Raw genomic sequence first — 14667 nt, 5'->3', positions numbered from 1 at the left:
CGCTAACCTGGATCAATAACGTGGGTGAATCCGCGACTCGTCGTAGGCGCGGTTCGAGAGTCACTCAGAAGATTGGATCGTCTAATCGCTTGTCACAACTGGCGCGACGAGGCGTTGGGGAACGGCTATGCCAGTCTGCGCGCAGTAACGGTCGACCATCTGCGCACAAAAATCGGCAAACTCATTCACGTCGCGGGGCGGGCTGGTGTGATGTGGCTCCATGCCGCGATGCTCGGGTGTAAAGCAGAAAGTAACGGTCACCCGAAACTCCGCCAGAGCGTCCATCTGACGGTCGAACCAGTCGAGTGCGTTGGGACGAAAACTGTCGGCCCATGACAGGCCGGTCCTGAGATGAGTGACGCCTAAACGACGCATCCACTGTACGGCGCTATCGAGGCGACGATCTTCAAAGTGAAACCACTGACAGAGCCCCATGGCATGGGCGTACTCCTCGAAAAGTGCCGCTGCGGCCTTCGGCGAGCCGTCCTCGCGCAGCAGGCCCATATGGAAATGCCGGTAATAGGACGATCCCTCGGCCTCCTTGTGCCGCGTCGTGGCTTCCCAGGTCGAGGGCAGATCGTAGAGGCTGTACCAATAGATGCGCGGTGCGCGGTCGATCAGGAGCTCGGCAGTCCGTCTTAGGCCCCAGGCTTGCACTTCTTCGGCGCCGAAGGATGAGACGCCGACCTCTGTGACCCAGACCGGCAGCGAGGTTACAGCCTTGATGTCCTCGATCTTGGCCGGCCACTCACCGATCTGCCAGAGGTTCCAGTCGAGCGGGAATCCATGAACGGCGACTGCATCGAAATGATCGAGGACGCCCCGTGCCTTCATATTGCGTATGAAGGACGGATCGATCGGCGAGAGGCCGCCGAGCACGCGCGGCAACGCCGCCCGTGCGCCGCAGATCGCCTTACCCGCCGCGATGGCGAGGCTCGCAAATTGGGCCCAATCCGGATCGAGCACGATATCCCAATGCGATTTGTTGTTCGGTTCGTTCCAGATCTTTGCTGCCTCGATCATCGCTCGATCCCCCGGAACAGATGGGCTGAACCGTTGGACTGCGGACGTTCCGATCGCTTGCAGAGATAGACTTCATCTTCCGGGTGCGCCGCGATGGAAAAACCGGCACTCCGCAACATAGCCTCGACGCAGGCCCGGTTGGGGACCCACCAATTGGTGGGATCGTCAGCATATTCATTCTCGATGAAATGAAGCTTTGGATACCCGGCGGAGTCGAACTGGTCCGTGGTCCAAAAGTCGTAGTTTTCGTCAACGGCGTCGATGTGAGCGCCGCCTCGCTGCATGGATTGAAACAGCAGGAGATCACGGGCGACATGCTCGTGGATGAGGTCGAGTGCAAGTAGCGGGTGTCGCAGATGGTAGAGCACGCCCATAAATATCACGAGGTCGAATGTCTCTCCGAGCTGTCCGATATCGTATGTGGACATTTTGCGAAACTCGATGCGGAGCCCGTTCACTTCGGCGGCAAAGCGCGCTTGGGCGAGATAGGCTTCGTCGGTATCCAGGCCCAGGACGCGCTCGGCGCCGCGCCGCTTCATCTCCATGGCGTAGAAACCCGCGTTGCAGCCGATGTCGAGCACGGACTTGCCCTCAAGCCGTTCCGGAACCACGCTGGCGAAGTGGCGCCATTTCACCATGGGATAGTCGCCAAGGAAATGCGATGGAGCAGTCCGAACACCATCGAGATCAAGATTGTGGAACCAGGGTCCCAGATCGTCGACGCGCCGGCGGATTTCGTCCTTCGAAATAAGTCTTTGATTCACGCAGTCGCTCCATCGCTCGTGAGTGCGCGCGGCCGTGCCTGTTCGATCAGGCTGACGAGTTCCGAGGCGCGTCTGTCGGAGGTATGCTGACTGAGAGTTCGCTCACGCGCGCGTCTTGCCATGCGCTGGAGCTCAGCGTCGGTCAGCGTCAGCGCGGAGAGCGTATCGCCGGCGTCGTGCGCGAGCATGATTTCCTCGCCTGGCGTAAAAAAGTCGCTGATTCCGGGCCAATCGTCGGTCAGAAGTGGAGCTCCGCAAGCCGCAGCTTCAAACAGCCGGCCCGAGGGACACCATCCTGCGTCGGCCATCGCCTGGCGCGTTACGTTCAGCGTCATGCGGGACGAAGCGAAGAACGATGCATGCTCTGATGGGGGCAGGTGGCGGACAAAGTAGATATTGGAAGACCAGGGGAAATCGTCCGGATATTGCGCTCCGGCGATCAGGAAGCGCAGATCCTGCCGGGTATCCGCCGCGTCTACGAGGAGAGCCTCGAGTGCGGCCTGGCGATCTCTCGAATACGTGCCGAGGTAGGAGAGATCGGCGCGATACTGCGGCTGAGAAGCCGCTGGCCGGTGAATGTCAGTGTCGACGTGATTGTAGAGCGGCCGGACCTCGCGGGCGCCAAGGATGCGTCGGAAGTCGTCCTGGATCCTGGGGCCACCCGAGAAGCTCAGGACCAGGTCAAAGTCTGAGAGACCGCGCGAGCCGATATAGGGGACTGGATCACCAGCCTTCACCCGGGCGAGCGTCACGGAGGTATCGAGGTCGTAGAAGATGGAAACAGCGCGCTTTTCCGACCAGATGAGGTCCGTGGCTGCGACGGCATCAGGGCAGTAGGACGTGACGATGGCGGCATCGGCCTCGCGAACGTGCCGGCGTGCCGAAAGGGCTATCTCATCCCAGCACGCGAACAGTTCGAGGCGACCTGAAGGAAGCTCGAGCAAGTCTCTTGTGTCGGCATAATAGGGCACGTCACGCTCGAAGAACACGATCGTATGTCCGAGCCGCGCGAGATGCTTGCAAAGGCCACGCCAGAGGGTGGCGTGGCCGTTTCCCCAGGAAGAGGAGATCGTGAGCCCGAATATGACGATCTTCACGCCGGCACCCGCTGATTGATCGTCGTGACGCTAAATCCGCGGTCTTCGGCGCTGAGGGTACTGATGCTGGCCGGGTCGATCTCTATGGACAGAAAGTCGTCAAGCCGCATGCATGCGTAATGCAGCAGCGCCGCGCGGATCGGCTCGGCATGACTGACGGCTATCACGATGCCGGCGAGAGGATCATTGCGCAGCTGCTCCAGATGATTGACAACGCGACGTTGCAGAGACCGCATGCTTTCGCCGCCTGGCGGACGCGCGCTGCCACGACATGTGTTCCAGTGTGACCATTGCCGATCATTGTGCAAATCGGCGAAAGAGCGGTCGGTCCATTCGCCATAGTTGAGCTCGTCGAGTGCAGGGACGATCTCGATCGGTAACCGAAAGTGAGCCGACAGTATGGAGGCGGACTGCACGCAGCGTCGCCGCGGGCTGGATTGAATCAGGGACGGTCGCGGGCTGATGTTGCGTGCGCAACGTGCGATCTCTTCGGAACCGGTCTTGGAGAGCGTGACACCGTCCATTCGGCCGCACAGGGTGCGGCCGAGCAATGCGTGGTGGCCGTGGCGGACAAGATGAACGACACTAGCCATCAGACGTGCGCCTTGTCGTCGATGAAGGCGCGGGTGCGGCGGGCAGCCTCTGCATCGGTGAATTGCTGAGGCGGCGACTTCATAAAGTAACTCGACGGGCCGGTGAGCGCACCGGCAAGCCCGCGATCCATTGCCAGCTTGGCGCAGCGAACGGCATCAATGACAACCCCGGCCGAGTTCGGGGAATCCCAGACTTCGAGCTTGACCTCAGCGCTGAGGGGAACGCCGCCGAAGGTCGTGCCCTCGAGCCGGATGAAGGCGAATTTGCGGTCGGTGAGCCAGGGCACATGGTCGCTTGGCCCGACATGGATGTTGTCGGGGTCCATGGGGACGTCGAACTGGCTGGTCACGGCCTGCGTTTTGGAAATCTTCTTCGATGCGAGCCGCTCGCGCTCAAGCATGTTCTTGAAATCGGTGTTGCCGCCGACATTGAGCTGATAGGTACGGTCGAGCCGGACGCCGCGATCGCGGAACAGGTTCGCGAGCACGCGATGCAAGATGGTTGCTCCAACCTGGCTTTTGATGTCGTCACCAATGATGGGTAAGCCGGCATCCTCGAAGCGCTGTCGCCATGCCGGATTGGAGGCGATGAACACGGGAATGCAGTTGACGTAGCCGCATCCAGCTTCGAGCGCGCGCGCCGCATACCATTCGCTGGCCTGCTGGGCGCCGACGGGCAGGTAGGACACGAGCACGTCCGTTCTGGACGATGCGAGCGCCTCCGAGACGTCGGCTTCCGGAACCGCGGCGATTGGCACGTCATCTTTGAGGTAACGGCCGATGCCGTCGAGGACAGGGCCGCGCTGCACGGTCACGCCGGTCGGCGCGACCTCAGCAAAGCGATGCGTGTTGTTTGGTCTCGTGAAGATCGCATCGGCCACGTCGTGTCCCACCTTGTCGGCGTTGACGTCAAAGGCGGATGCGATCTGAATGTCGCTGATGTGATAACCGCCGAGATCGACGTTCATCAGCCCCGGCACCGGTTCGTTGGACTTGGCGTTGCGATAGTAGGTGAGCCCCTGGACGAATGAGCTTGCGCAATTACCGACGCCGACGATACCGACGCGCACGCGCCTTTTTTCCGCAAGAGGGGAATGCATAGTTGAAGCCTCCGGAAGCCGTGTGCAGGTAAGTAGGTCGGCGAACGTGTGTGAGGTATGTTCGTTCCAGCAGTGGACACGACCGCAGCTCGCGCCGCGCAAATCCCTGAGGAATAATTCGATAGGCTTAACCTGCGATAGAATCCCGGGCTGCAAAGCCGGAACGATCTTCTTCTTGGATGAAGATAAAGAAGATGCTGGTTGGTTCGTTCGCCGAAGGCTGAAGCCCTGAAGAACAAATCCCGGTCCTCTGCGTTCTGGCGGATGACTGATGCGATGGCGATCATCGCCCGGGTCCTTAGCAAGCGAGGTTCGAGATGACGTCGAGGACGCAGAACAGCGAAGCACAGCAGACCACCGATCATGACATCATCAGAAAGTGGACCGAGGAGCGCGGGGGCAAGCCCGCAACCGTCAAAGCAACCGAGGAGGACGGACACGCCGGCATCCTGCGCATCGACTTCGATCCGCCAGACGAGGGGCTCGACCGCATCGATTGGGAAGAGTTCTTCGCCAAGTTCGACGAGAGTGGTATCGCGTTCCTTCATCAGGACCGCACCAAGGACGGCAAGCTGAGCCGCTTTCACAAATTTGTTCGCCCCTGATCGCGGGCGGACGGACGTGACGAATAGTTGGGTCGAGGCGATGCGGGCCGGCGAATTCGCGCGGGCTTGGGCCGTCAACGACCGAGATCTCGCGATGCTTGCTTTTCCACCGAAGCACACGGGCCCGCGCCATTTGCAGCGGATCTGGCGGGGGGAGCCGCTCGCCGGCAAGCGTGTCCTTGTTCGTTGTTACCATGGGCTTGGCGACACGATCCAGTTTCTCCGGTTCATGCGTCCCTTGCGCAATGTCGCGCGCCAAGTAACGGTCTGGTGCCAGCGAGACCTGCTGCCCCTCGTCGAGCGCAGTGCTGGCGTTGATCGGGCAATTGCACTTCATGACGGCGCGCCGGAGGTGGACTTCGAAGTCGATATCGAAATCATGGAAGTGCCGCATGCGATCAAGGCGACAAGCGAACATGTCGCGACGATGGCGCCCTATGTGGCCCTTCCTCTAGGTGAGATGCCGCAGTTCATCGCAGGTAACGGCCTATCGGTGGGTCTGGTCTGGGAGGTCGGCGCTTGGGACAAGCGGCGATCCATTCCGCCCGCATTGTTGCATCGCCTCGCCGTCGCTGGGGTGACGCTTTACTCACTTCAACTGGGGACGCAGCAGAGCGATCTAGCCAAGATTGGTGCTCGCGACATCAGTGCGCCCGATATTGCCTCGCTTTGTGACCGTCTTCGGCAGCTCGATCTCGTCGTCTGCGTCGACACCATGCTCGCACATCTTGCTGGAGCAACCGGGTGCGAAGCCTGGGTCTTGCTGCATTCGGATTGCGATTGGAGGTGGCCCTTGTCTGGCTCTCGGTCGCTTTGGTATCCAAGCCTGCGTCTGTTTCATCAGACTAAGCCTGGCGAGTGGGAATCTGTCGTCCAGAAGGTGGCAGAGCGCCTGGAACATCGGGCCAGGCAATCAGCTGCTACTGCGTGAGTACTCAAGCCATTTCGACCTCGGCAGGTGTCAGCCTCGATTGGGTGGATGGCTGGTCGCGGCGGCGAATACGAAGATAGGTCGGATCGAATCCGGCAAGACGAACCAGCCCCGGCCAATCGGTTATGATCAAGGTCTTGCCCTGCCATTGCAGCAGCCGCGCGCGACGCAGCTCCTGAAGGGTGCGGTTTGCATGAACGGGAGAGATGCTGCAGGCGGCAGCCAGATCTGACTGGGTGAATGGCGACGACAACTTCAGATCCTTCGCGAGTCCGACATTTTGCAAGCGCACGGTGATCTCGCAGATCAAATGTGCGACGCGGGTCAGGGCATCGCGGCTGCCGAGGTTGACTGCCCAGTTGCGCTGCATGGCATGGTCGGCCAGCAGCATCAGTAGAAGCGCGCGCGACATGGCAGATGAGCGCTCAGCAAGAGTCCTCAGGAATCGATGCGGCACGAAGGTAACGATGGCTGGCCCCAGGGCGATCAGATTTCCGATGACAGGGGACTGGTGAAGCGAGTGAAGATCGGCAATATCGCCGGGGACGGCGATCGAGGTAATTTGCCCGTCGGCACTGCCGCTGTCTTGCCACGAGAGGTAGCCCTGAAGCAGCAGGCAGCAATGTGTCGGGTCGTCGCCGTGGCGCAGAACTGCCTGATGTGAGTTGAAATGCGCGATTGTGCTCGGCATCTCCGCCAGCAGAGCGAGGTCATCGCTGCTCAGGTCACACAGACTCACCAGGCGGTCGGCGAGCTTGGAGAAGGAAAAGCCTGCCTGCATTTATCGTCCGATCGCCCGCGGCCCATGTGCACTGTGACATCGAAGGCGGGGCGCGACATTAACCCTTGATACGTTCGCATCAATTCATGCCGTGAACGTCGATACATGCGATGAGGAGATAAAGACGCCGGACTTCGCCGATTCTCCGCTGCTCGCCGCTCTCCAGCGCCTGAAGCAGGACGAACGCGGGGCCGCGGTTCGTTCCTACGTTCGCTCATTCATAGTCGTCGACGACGATGATCACGCCCTCGTTGCCACGGAGCAGGATCGAGCCATGTGCGAGGAGTTGGGAAGGGCGGTCAAGATGTGTCGAGAGCAGTAGGCGGCCATGCCCCGGCAATGTCCATTTTCGCGGCTCGGCGGCGATGTTGAGCGCGACAATCAGTTCCTGCTCGCCCTGAATGCCGATCTCCTCGTCCACCTTGACCTCGGCAAAAACGGCCGAATGGGTGTTGCGCGCGTGGGACTTGTCCTCCGGGAAATGGTTGAGCTTTTCCTTCCATGTCCATATCGTCATGGACAACTACGCCACCCACAAGACACCCAGGATCAAAGCGTGGCTCGCTCGCCGGCCGCACTTTCATGTCCACTTCACACCAACTTCCGCGTCATGGATCAATTAGGTCGAGCGTTGGTTCGCTGAACTCACCAGAAAGCAGATCCAGCGAGGTGTTCACACCTCCATCAGGTGCGAGCCGACCCAGCAGCCACATCGCCTCGACATTGCGTCCGGCTTCTCGTTCCAGACGCCGGCTCGACTGCACCTGGTTCAGGTAGCCGTAGATGTACAGCTTGAGGAGAATCGAGGGATGGTACGATGGCCGGCCGGTTGCCTCGGGATCGACCCCGCCGAACCCAAGCTCGGCCAGATCGAGGTCGTCGACGAGGGCGTCGATGACGCGAACTGGATTGTCTTCGCCAATCCAGTCTTCCACGCATTCAGGAAACAGCGTGCTCTGCCCACGATCCGCACCCTCAATGAAGCGCTTCATCCGAGCCCCCGCAAATCGTGCGGGAATCATATCGCGCGAATCACATCAAGCGCAGCGTTTTCACACAGCCACGGTCATTTGCAGCCGTCGCAGCGAGCGCGGGCCCGCAGGATGTGGGCGCGCTGGCGCCGGCCGCGGATCTCGGTGCACGGCTCGCAATAGAGCGCCGGCTCCAGCTTCCACAGCGTGTCGGCGGGCCGCCTGATCGTCCGTATCGGGACCAGGGAGATGCGCCGGCAGCGGTTGCACTTGGCCTCGACCGGGTCGTAGCCGGCATTGAGCGCCTTGCCAATGGTGGGGTTGGCTTGCGGCTCGCCCGGCGACGGCATCTCGGGGCCGCCGGCTCACATGATCGCGTTCCAGGCGTCGCATTCCAGCCGGTGGGCCTCGAGCAGCTTGGCCTCAGCGGCTTCCCGGATCAGCGGGGACTCCCGGTAATAGCTCGCGTGCAGCCCGTGTGCCTGGCGGATGCCTTTTGGCCTGGGCCTTGCGGTCGCCGCCGGAGGCAGGATCTGGATGATGCGTAGGGTTCTGGTTCCGGATCGCCGCGCTCAGCCGACCAATAGCCCTCGTGAAGTTCATGCGCGCTTCCTCGGCGGCCGATGAACGAAGACCGGTAGACCTCGTCTCCAGTCCATCCGTTCTGTACGCGGGATCGGCCTTGGAATTGCAGACCCGAGCGGGTCGACCGACCGCTTTCCATCCGACCATGTATGGCCACTTCTGTTCGATCTTCTGTTTGAAGAAGTAATCCTCGAACGATTGCGCTCCTGAACCGAACTGCATAGGTCGACGCCAGCGCCAGCGGTCGTGATTAGAAAGACCGACCCGTCTTGAGGCGCGGTTTCAGGCGGATGCCAGTCACTCATGCCTCGCCTCGCTTTCGAATGGCCTTGGCTACGTCGACGCAACCGTTGTCGTGCATGCTGGCGTCGGCCAGCGTGCATGTCCGATTGACCATCTGATTGAGCCGCTGGATCTCGGCAAGAGCTTCGCGAGCTACAGCGCTGAACTCCCGCTAAACTGCCTTGCCGGGCTGCGTTCAGCACCAGGGAGATGGCGGGGGACGAGGGGGACGGCGGGGATAGCGAGCCGTCGCTCTGCTGGACGGACCAGCGGCGTGCTGAAGGCTCAACGACCGCGAGCAGGACTGCGACCGGGAGGACAGCGAGCCGTTGTTGACCGAATGCGTCTGATCCGAGCCGCATGGGCGCGCCGACGCGCGGAGCGGGGGCTTGCCACGGTGAAGCCTAACTGAGCCGGCAGGGTCTCAGGAGCGATCGTAGCCCGGTCGCTTTAATCTCCAAGTCTGAACTCCCGCCGGCTCACAAAGTCGGCGGGATTTTTGTTGAGCACTGAACGAAGAAGGCCGCAGCAGGTAGGGTTGCTGCGGCCTCATTCTCGGAAAATTCCAGGTGAAAACGATCTAAGTGAAATATGAGCCAGCCCCGGTAACGTAACTAAATCATTGCATTGTTTCTGCCGTGTTTCGTCGGGCGAAGAAAGTGCTGTTGGTAACTAGACGTCGCCCGGTTCCGCCCGCAAGCACTAGAGTGCCAAGTCCAAGCAGATCGCTCGATTAGAGCGACGGACAAAGAAGCTTGGCTGCGCACGGGCAATGAATGGCTCAAGATGGCACAGGACGCGGAACGGCGGTTAAGGGTGTAGGAACTCGGCAGCTTCCCGCACATTTCCCCAGTCATGCCGAGATACTTCTTCAACGTCATAGCGTAGAGCCGAGCACCGATGACACGGGAGAGGATTTGCCCGACGACGAAGCGGCGTGGCATGACGCTACGCTCTTTGCTGCCGAAGTCTTGGAGGGCATCGACGGAAGGTTTCGTGCCGGGCAGGAGTGGTCGCTAGAGGTGTCGGATGAAGCCGGAAAGCCAATCTTCTTCATCAACATTGGATCTAGGAAGATGAAGTAAGGTCGCCTGGGTTGGCGGCCTCCTTCATTGATCCCGCCCATCTGGCGCATCTCGCCGAATGTGATCTTCACTGGCGGCCTGGGATACACCCAGTTTACCCCACGTCCGAACCGGCATCTCCTGCCTGCCAGCCCTTCTCTGTAGGCTGATAACGCTCTCCGTGTTTCACCAGCCAGCCGCCTTCAACCATCTTCTCTGCCAAAGCCTTCGAGCATGCCGGCCGGTTGCTGCCGGGGTAATACAGGCCGTCTCTGCGCTCGACCATAAAGCCGTAGACGCGGACCAGGCGAAGCGCTTTCACCATGGCAGGAAGGAGAACTACGGTCGTGCTCGTCATTGCTCTCCAAGCAACGCCACCACCGAACGTTCCGAAGCACAACCTGCGTCAATTATCGATTTCCTCCGCCTATGTCGGACGGCATACAGACCCGATTGCCGAATGTTCCTATAGCTTAGTAGACCTTGGCGCCACCCTTAACCGCCAAGGCTTCCAACGGCTCCGGCATCTAGTTGTGCTGGGGCCGTTTTTTGCGACCTGCAACAACGAGCGTGAGCCACCGCGGGTCGTGGGTGTGGAAAAGGTATCGCTTTGGTCTGCCGAATGTCGGAATCGCGTAGGTTGCCTACGTCGACGGAATTCGGCGGGGACCGGACAGTTGCACCCGAGGGCAGCGCGGCTTAGATCCCGCACTCCCTCGGGCAAGAGATGTGGGGATTCAGCCACAGCAACAGTGATTTAGATTTGTCTTTGGAACGGCTGGTCGGTGCTCGGCTTGTATTCCGCGGTGACGGTCTCGGTCCCACAAGACAAGAGCCTGTCTGGAAACCCCAGCATCATCATGCCCCCCGGCCGATGCTGGGGCCAATTTTTGTGCGAGGCGTCGATTGGTCGAGACTTGGAGAGTGGCTTTCGCAATTGGTGCGACGACTATTGTCGCCGGCGGCGCCTACTCGGCCATCCGGTTTATCATCGGACTGCACCTTTGACTTCGACGGAAGCACGAGCGCGAGCTACTGCCGCTCAGGGTGTGGATAGGTGCGGCGATCATGCCGCATCCACCATCGTTTCCCATAGCTCTTGATGTGTTGCGGTTCGCGGCAGCGCTGCCGCAACAGCCAACATTTCGGGCGAGGGGACCCGCAGTTCTCGAAGGACTGCTTGGCCATCGCCGCCGGCTGCGATTACGCGCGCACCATCCAAATTGGCCCACTGTGAAAATCAAAATAGGCCACCGAGGTCGGGAACAGGTCAGTTGCCAAGACGGCCCCGGCAAGGGGCTTTTGGGGGGGCCGGGGCCGCTTGGGGAAGCTTGGCCCTTGGCAAGACCAAGCGATCTTCAGATTACTCTGCCCTCACAGCGTTTCTGTTCGTTTGAGAACATTGCGGAGCCAAAATATTGCCGTTTTTTCCCGGTTCCGTTTACATATGTTACTAGTGGCCGCGCGGCGCCTTGATAGCCTTCGGAAGCCGGGCTCGTTCTTTGATTTCGGATTTATTGCCTACCCGGGCGGCTCGCAGCTACAGGTTTGGCGGCGGGCATTTTCAGCAGAGAGTTTAGATCAGCGCTCAAAACTAAGGCCGCCCCCAGGGCGGCCTTTTTTCCTTTACCGGCAGAAAAGCCGCGGCCCCAGCTGCTGCCGGGCGGCTGGAGCCGTTGGGTTCGCTCGGGCTGGTACCCAACATCCGAAGCACAGCAACAAACCGGTCATCTGCCACTTGTTCCTGAGTACAGGCCTGCTCCCGAGAAATCGTGGTCAACGGAGCTGGGCGGCAGGCTGGGCTCCCCGTCAGGAACTTGCAGCCACTCATTCGCTTATGAGCATCATAGCCGAACGACGGCCATCGCCGCTGCTGAGGCTAGGGCTCGGTCTCCTAGGCACACCGGGCCCATTTCTTGAGGGCCGTCAGCGAGAGGCCCGTTGCTTTCCCTGGGCCTCGCGGGATGGGCCGTTCGGCCGCAGAGTTGCCGCCCACGCAACGCCTTTTGCCGAAATTGAATTTGGCAGGCGAAAGCCCCTGAGTTTTCAACCATAGTGAGTGGCAAGGAACGCCGCTGCGAGACAAAAGATGCCGCGCTGGAAAGAGAATTGGACGAAAGAAGAAGTCGAGAAGTTGAAGTCTTTCGCAGGTACGATGCCACTTACGCTGATCGCCCAAGAGTTAAACCGCACTCGGGGAGCCGTACTTGCGAAAGCAACGGAAGAGAAGTTGTCGATTATCGTAGGCACGCGCGGCGGGCGATCTTAGGTCTCAACAGCTCGCGAAAACACCGAGGAGCCAGGTACGGCTGAAATGAGCGTGCGGTCTTTTCAGTGCGAGATAAATGGGAAAGTGGGCGGCCCCGGCTGCAGGGGTCAACGGGGGTAGGCCGGGGCCGCGCCGCCGGCTCGACGGCGAGCCAGCGGGAAACAAGCCGCCTCAGTTGACGAAGTTCCTATACCGTCCAATGGTGCCCCCGGTAATCCACATGCGCCGGGTGGCTGTAAAGTTCAATTTCGAACCAAAGCCACCTGGGGTAGTTTACTCGCTATCACCGGCCAAGGCTTAGTCCGTGGGCGTCGGTGGCTGAGAGACCAAGCGCGCTCCCGCCTGCATTAAAGCGAAGCATCGCCATGCAAGATCGGTCTGTCTATCGCGTGCACGATTTAGCTTTCGAGATCGCGGAACAAAACGCTGTCATGAAGGAGTTGGTGGCAAGATCGGCCGAAGTGCTTAAGCTGCCGTCGCCCGACACCTTCCTGGGTCGCAAGACGCAGGAGCCGTTTCCCCGCGAGGAAGACTAGAGGCGCATCTATCGCGGCGCCAGTAGGTCATGGCCCGGCGGCATCAGCTTCAGGTAGGTGCCGCTTTCATGCATCCAGAGCAAGCCGCGCTCGATCGCGTAGCAGATACCGGCGCCGAACTCCGGATGGCCTCGGCTTCCCTTCAGGAGGGCCTTGAACTGCGTGTTGACGCGCTCGATGTAGACCCGCCCGTCCTGGGCGGCGGGCGTGGCGGCGGCGATCTCGACCAGCTTGCGCGCGGCTGTCTCGGGATTTGCGTAGGGCCGTTCTTCGGTGAGTTTGCTCATTTCGCTCCTGTCCCGCGGTGTGCGGTGCAGATGTGGCTCGGAATGCTGACGCTGGTAATCTCGATGCCGCAGAAGCAGCGCGATCGATCCTCGCGGGTCTGCGTCGGCAGGGAAAGCTTCTCGGTCCACATGCGATATTTCCACGCCGTCCAGTCGCGGTCGTCTCGCCAGCGGTCGTAATCCGCCTCGGCGATCTTCGGTTTGAGCTCAAGCCAAGCTCGCTCAATCGCGCCCCGGCATTCCTCGGTGGCGCCGATGCCTTTCCCGCCTTGCCGGACGTCGGTGCCGGGGTAGAAGGCGAGCGACGAGCCCCACCGGTCTACGTCTTCGGGACGCCGGCACGTGTCCCGATGTGTCCGATGCGGACATCGCCGTAGTAGACGTTCCAGCCCTCTTGGTGCGGGTTGTCGCTAGGCTTGCGGCTGAGGGCGGGCACTGTCATGCGACGATTTATGCCGCGGCGTCAGCACTCAAGGCAAGAGCGGACTCGTTGTGCTCAACGTCAGTTCTTCTCAGTTTGACCCTTAGCGGACTCCACTCCTAATGCCCGCCGCGTGAATGAGCGAAGCTTAAGCTCGCGGAAAGTCAAAGCTGAAGAGAATAAACCCGACCGCACTAAACAGCAACAGGGCCAGGAACAGTGCCGCAACAGAAAAGGACCACACAGAAGGCTCCGAGCAGCTGAGTGCCATCCAATCGAGCAACGAGCGGAATATCATCCTCGCCGGCTGATCTGGGGGCAGACCTTGCTCAGTCAAGCTGCTGCCTCGCAAGCGAACTCTCAGGTTAGCCCTTTCGAGTATTGCAAGAACTTTTCGGCGGCAAGATACCCGCAGGGAGCGCCGCCCGACGGTGCTTTCCGTGCCCCACCCGGGCTCGCCGTCGAAACGGCCCTCTGGCCCTCAGCTGAACAACGAAAGGGCCGCCGCTATTTCGGCTGTCTGAAACCGGGCGTTGTACGATGGTTGCGTTGACGGGTGCTCCGGACCCGGATTGATCCGCCTTGGCTTGACGGTCGCGGTCCGTCGTGTCCGTTTAGAGCGAACGGCTAACTTTGAGTAAGTGAAGTCAGCAGCTCGCCATTTGACGAGTTTCCTCGCTAGCATCTGCAACCCCCAGTGATACCAACCGAGAATTGGACGGAAGGACGATGGGAAGAGAGACGAAATCAAACGAGTATCTAAGGCTGCAACGCCAGGAATGTCGCAGCAACTCTACTCTACGTTGCTCGTCATGGGAGAACTCCCGAGCAACGCGCTCGATAGAATTGACGATCTCGAAAAGAAAGCTAACGGCCAAGAAGAGGGTGTTTAAGTGCTGACGGTTGGAGTTGCTAGGCAGGAACGTCGAGACCAACGCAGCGTTGAGCCCACATGCGGTTCTATTTTGACTATCAGGATGCGGCCGGTGTCATCCTTGACGACCAAGGCGAGGAACTCCCGGACTTCGCGGCCGCGCGGGACGCCGCGATGAGATATTTGGCTGAGGGGATACGAGACCACAGCCCTTCAACCTTAACCGATAAGCTGTCCGTCCTCGTAAGAACGAAAGAGGTCCCGATTATGACCGTCTCGGCTACGATTGAAGTGGCGGCAGCAACACCGATTGGGGAAGCAGAAAACTCTCATGAAGGGAGTTAACTTCACAGTCTGCTTTTTGACCCGTATCCTGCGGGAGCTTGAGGAATAGGCCCCGCTCGGTTGTCTCTTAATCTGAACGTCCGCATCTGGCCCGGAGCCGTCTGTGACGGCAGCGCAGAGGGTGTCTGCTCCGCCTCAG

General features: G+C 60.3%; 16 protein-coding genes and 2 pseudogenes. 6 read left to right on the top strand and 12 right to left on the bottom strand.

Features of this window, described 5'->3' with window-relative positions; all coding sequences use genetic code 11:
- Positions 1–81: 81 nt before the first annotated feature.
- From NLM15_RS33850 to NLM15_RS33830, 5 genes are read right to left on the bottom strand one after another with little or no spacing between them, the layout of a single operon-like run.
- On the bottom strand, positions 82–1023 hold the full coding sequence (locus NLM15_RS33850) for a beta-xylosidase (protein ID WP_254122195.1): 942 nt from the start codon (positions 1021–1023) through the stop codon (positions 82–84).
- On the bottom strand, positions 1020–1787 hold the full coding sequence (locus NLM15_RS33845; RefSeq protein WP_254122194.1) for a TIGR04290 family methyltransferase: 768 nt from the start codon (positions 1785–1787) through the stop codon (positions 1020–1022). The genes NLM15_RS33850 and NLM15_RS33845 overlap by 4 nt, the downstream gene beginning before the upstream one ends.
- Complete coding sequence (locus tag NLM15_RS33840) at positions 1784–2884, bottom strand: glycosyltransferase (RefSeq protein ID WP_254122193.1); 1101 nt, start codon at positions 2882–2884, stop codon at positions 1784–1786. Before NLM15_RS33840 ends, NLM15_RS33845 begins: the two co-directional genes overlap by 4 nt.
- Positions 2881–3477 carry a histidine phosphatase family protein gene (locus tag NLM15_RS33835; RefSeq protein ID WP_254122191.1) on the bottom strand — a complete coding sequence of 199 codons (597 nt, stop codon included), beginning with the start codon at positions 3475–3477 and terminating at the stop codon, positions 2881–2883. The genes NLM15_RS33840 and NLM15_RS33835 overlap by 4 nt, the downstream gene beginning before the upstream one ends.
- Positions 3477–4577, bottom strand: coding sequence for an inositol-3-phosphate synthase (locus NLM15_RS33830; RefSeq protein ID WP_254124571.1), 1101 nt, complete (start codon positions 4575–4577; stop codon positions 3477–3479). The genes NLM15_RS33835 and NLM15_RS33830 overlap by 1 nt, the downstream gene beginning before the upstream one ends.
- Before the next feature lie 317 nt (positions 4578–4894).
- Between NLM15_RS33830 and NLM15_RS33825 the strand changes: the two genes are divergently transcribed.
- Both NLM15_RS33825 and NLM15_RS33820 read left to right on the top strand, forming a co-directional pair.
- Positions 4895–5182, top strand: a complete 288-nt coding sequence (locus NLM15_RS33825) for a hypothetical protein (RefSeq protein WP_254122189.1) — start codon at positions 4895–4897, stop codon at positions 5180–5182.
- A 94-nt stretch (positions 5183–5276) separates the two neighbouring features.
- Entirely contained in the window at positions 5277–6113 is an 837-nt protein-coding gene (locus NLM15_RS33820) for a hypothetical protein (protein WP_254122187.1), read from the top strand.
- A gap of 4 nt (positions 6114–6117) precedes the next feature.
- Here the strand turns inward: NLM15_RS33820 and NLM15_RS33815 are convergent, their stop codons facing one another.
- Both NLM15_RS33815 and NLM15_RS33810 read right to left on the bottom strand, forming a co-directional pair.
- Positions 6118–6894, bottom strand: a complete 777-nt coding sequence (locus tag NLM15_RS33815) for a Crp/Fnr family transcriptional regulator (protein WP_254122186.1) — start codon at positions 6892–6894, stop codon at positions 6118–6120.
- A 214-nt stretch (positions 6895–7108) separates the two neighbouring features.
- Positions 7109–7411 (bottom strand): hypothetical protein, encoded by a 303-nt coding sequence (locus NLM15_RS33810; RefSeq protein ID WP_254122185.1) that lies wholly within the window; start codon positions 7409–7411, stop codon positions 7109–7111.
- On the opposite strand from NLM15_RS33810, the pseudogene NLM15_RS33805 reads away from it, so the two are divergent.
- A pseudogene (locus NLM15_RS33805) lies at positions 7347–7583 on the top strand (transposase); the annotation flags it as partial. The gene NLM15_RS33810 and the pseudogene NLM15_RS33805 overlap by 65 nt on opposite strands.
- Here NLM15_RS33805 and NLM15_RS33800 read toward each other — a convergent pair.
- Both NLM15_RS33800 and NLM15_RS33795 read right to left on the bottom strand, forming a co-directional pair.
- A pseudogene (locus tag NLM15_RS33800) lies at positions 7578–7886 on the bottom strand (transposase); the annotation flags it as partial. The pseudogenes NLM15_RS33805 and NLM15_RS33800 sit on opposite strands and share 6 nt — an antisense overlap.
- A 74-nt stretch (positions 7887–7960) precedes the next feature.
- Complete coding sequence (locus tag NLM15_RS33795; RefSeq protein ID WP_254122184.1) at positions 7961–8215, bottom strand: hypothetical protein; 255 nt, start codon at positions 8213–8215, stop codon at positions 7961–7963.
- Between the two features lie 1293 nt (positions 8216–9508).
- Between NLM15_RS33795 and NLM15_RS44135 the strand changes: the two genes are divergently transcribed.
- Entirely contained in the window at positions 9509–9817 is a 309-nt protein-coding gene (locus tag NLM15_RS44135) for a hypothetical protein (protein ID WP_375166901.1), read from the top strand.
- 94 nt (positions 9818–9911) lie between these two features.
- Here NLM15_RS44135 and NLM15_RS33785 read toward each other — a convergent pair whose 3' ends face one another.
- Entirely contained in the window at positions 9912–10154 is a 243-nt protein-coding gene (locus NLM15_RS33785) for a hypothetical protein (RefSeq protein WP_254122182.1), read from the bottom strand.
- 2276 nt (positions 10155–12430) lie between these two features.
- Between NLM15_RS33785 and NLM15_RS33780 the strand changes: the two genes are divergently transcribed.
- The gene (locus NLM15_RS33780) at positions 12431–12601 is read left to right on the top strand and encodes a hypothetical protein (RefSeq protein WP_254122181.1); all 171 of its coding nucleotides are present in this window, start codon (positions 12431–12433) and stop codon (positions 12599–12601) included.
- Between the two features lie 8 nt (positions 12602–12609).
- Here the strand turns inward: NLM15_RS33780 and NLM15_RS33775 are convergent, their stop codons facing one another.
- The gene (locus tag NLM15_RS33775) at positions 12610–12888 is read right to left on the bottom strand and encodes a hypothetical protein (protein ID WP_254122178.1); all 279 of its coding nucleotides are present in this window, start codon (positions 12886–12888) and stop codon (positions 12610–12612) included.
- 319 nt (positions 12889–13207) lie between these two features.
- The gene (locus tag NLM15_RS43615; protein WP_256565531.1) at positions 13208–13330 is read right to left on the bottom strand and encodes a hypothetical protein; all 123 of its coding nucleotides are present in this window, start codon (positions 13328–13330) and stop codon (positions 13208–13210) included.
- A gap of 931 nt (positions 13331–14261) precedes the next feature.
- Between NLM15_RS43615 and NLM15_RS33770 the strand changes: the two genes are divergently transcribed.
- A complete protein-coding gene (locus tag NLM15_RS33770; RefSeq protein WP_254122176.1) occupies positions 14262–14528 on the top strand; it encodes a DUF6894 family protein in 267 nt (88 codons plus the stop codon).
- Positions 14529–14667: the final 139 nt, after the last annotated feature.

The sequence above is a fragment of the Bradyrhizobium sp. CCGB20 genome (assembly GCF_024199855.1).
Lineage (GTDB): Bacteria > Pseudomonadota > Alphaproteobacteria > Rhizobiales > Xanthobacteraceae > Bradyrhizobium.
The sequence above is the reverse complement of the archived record's forward strand: the minus strand, read 5'-3'. Positions and strand labels throughout refer to the sequence as shown.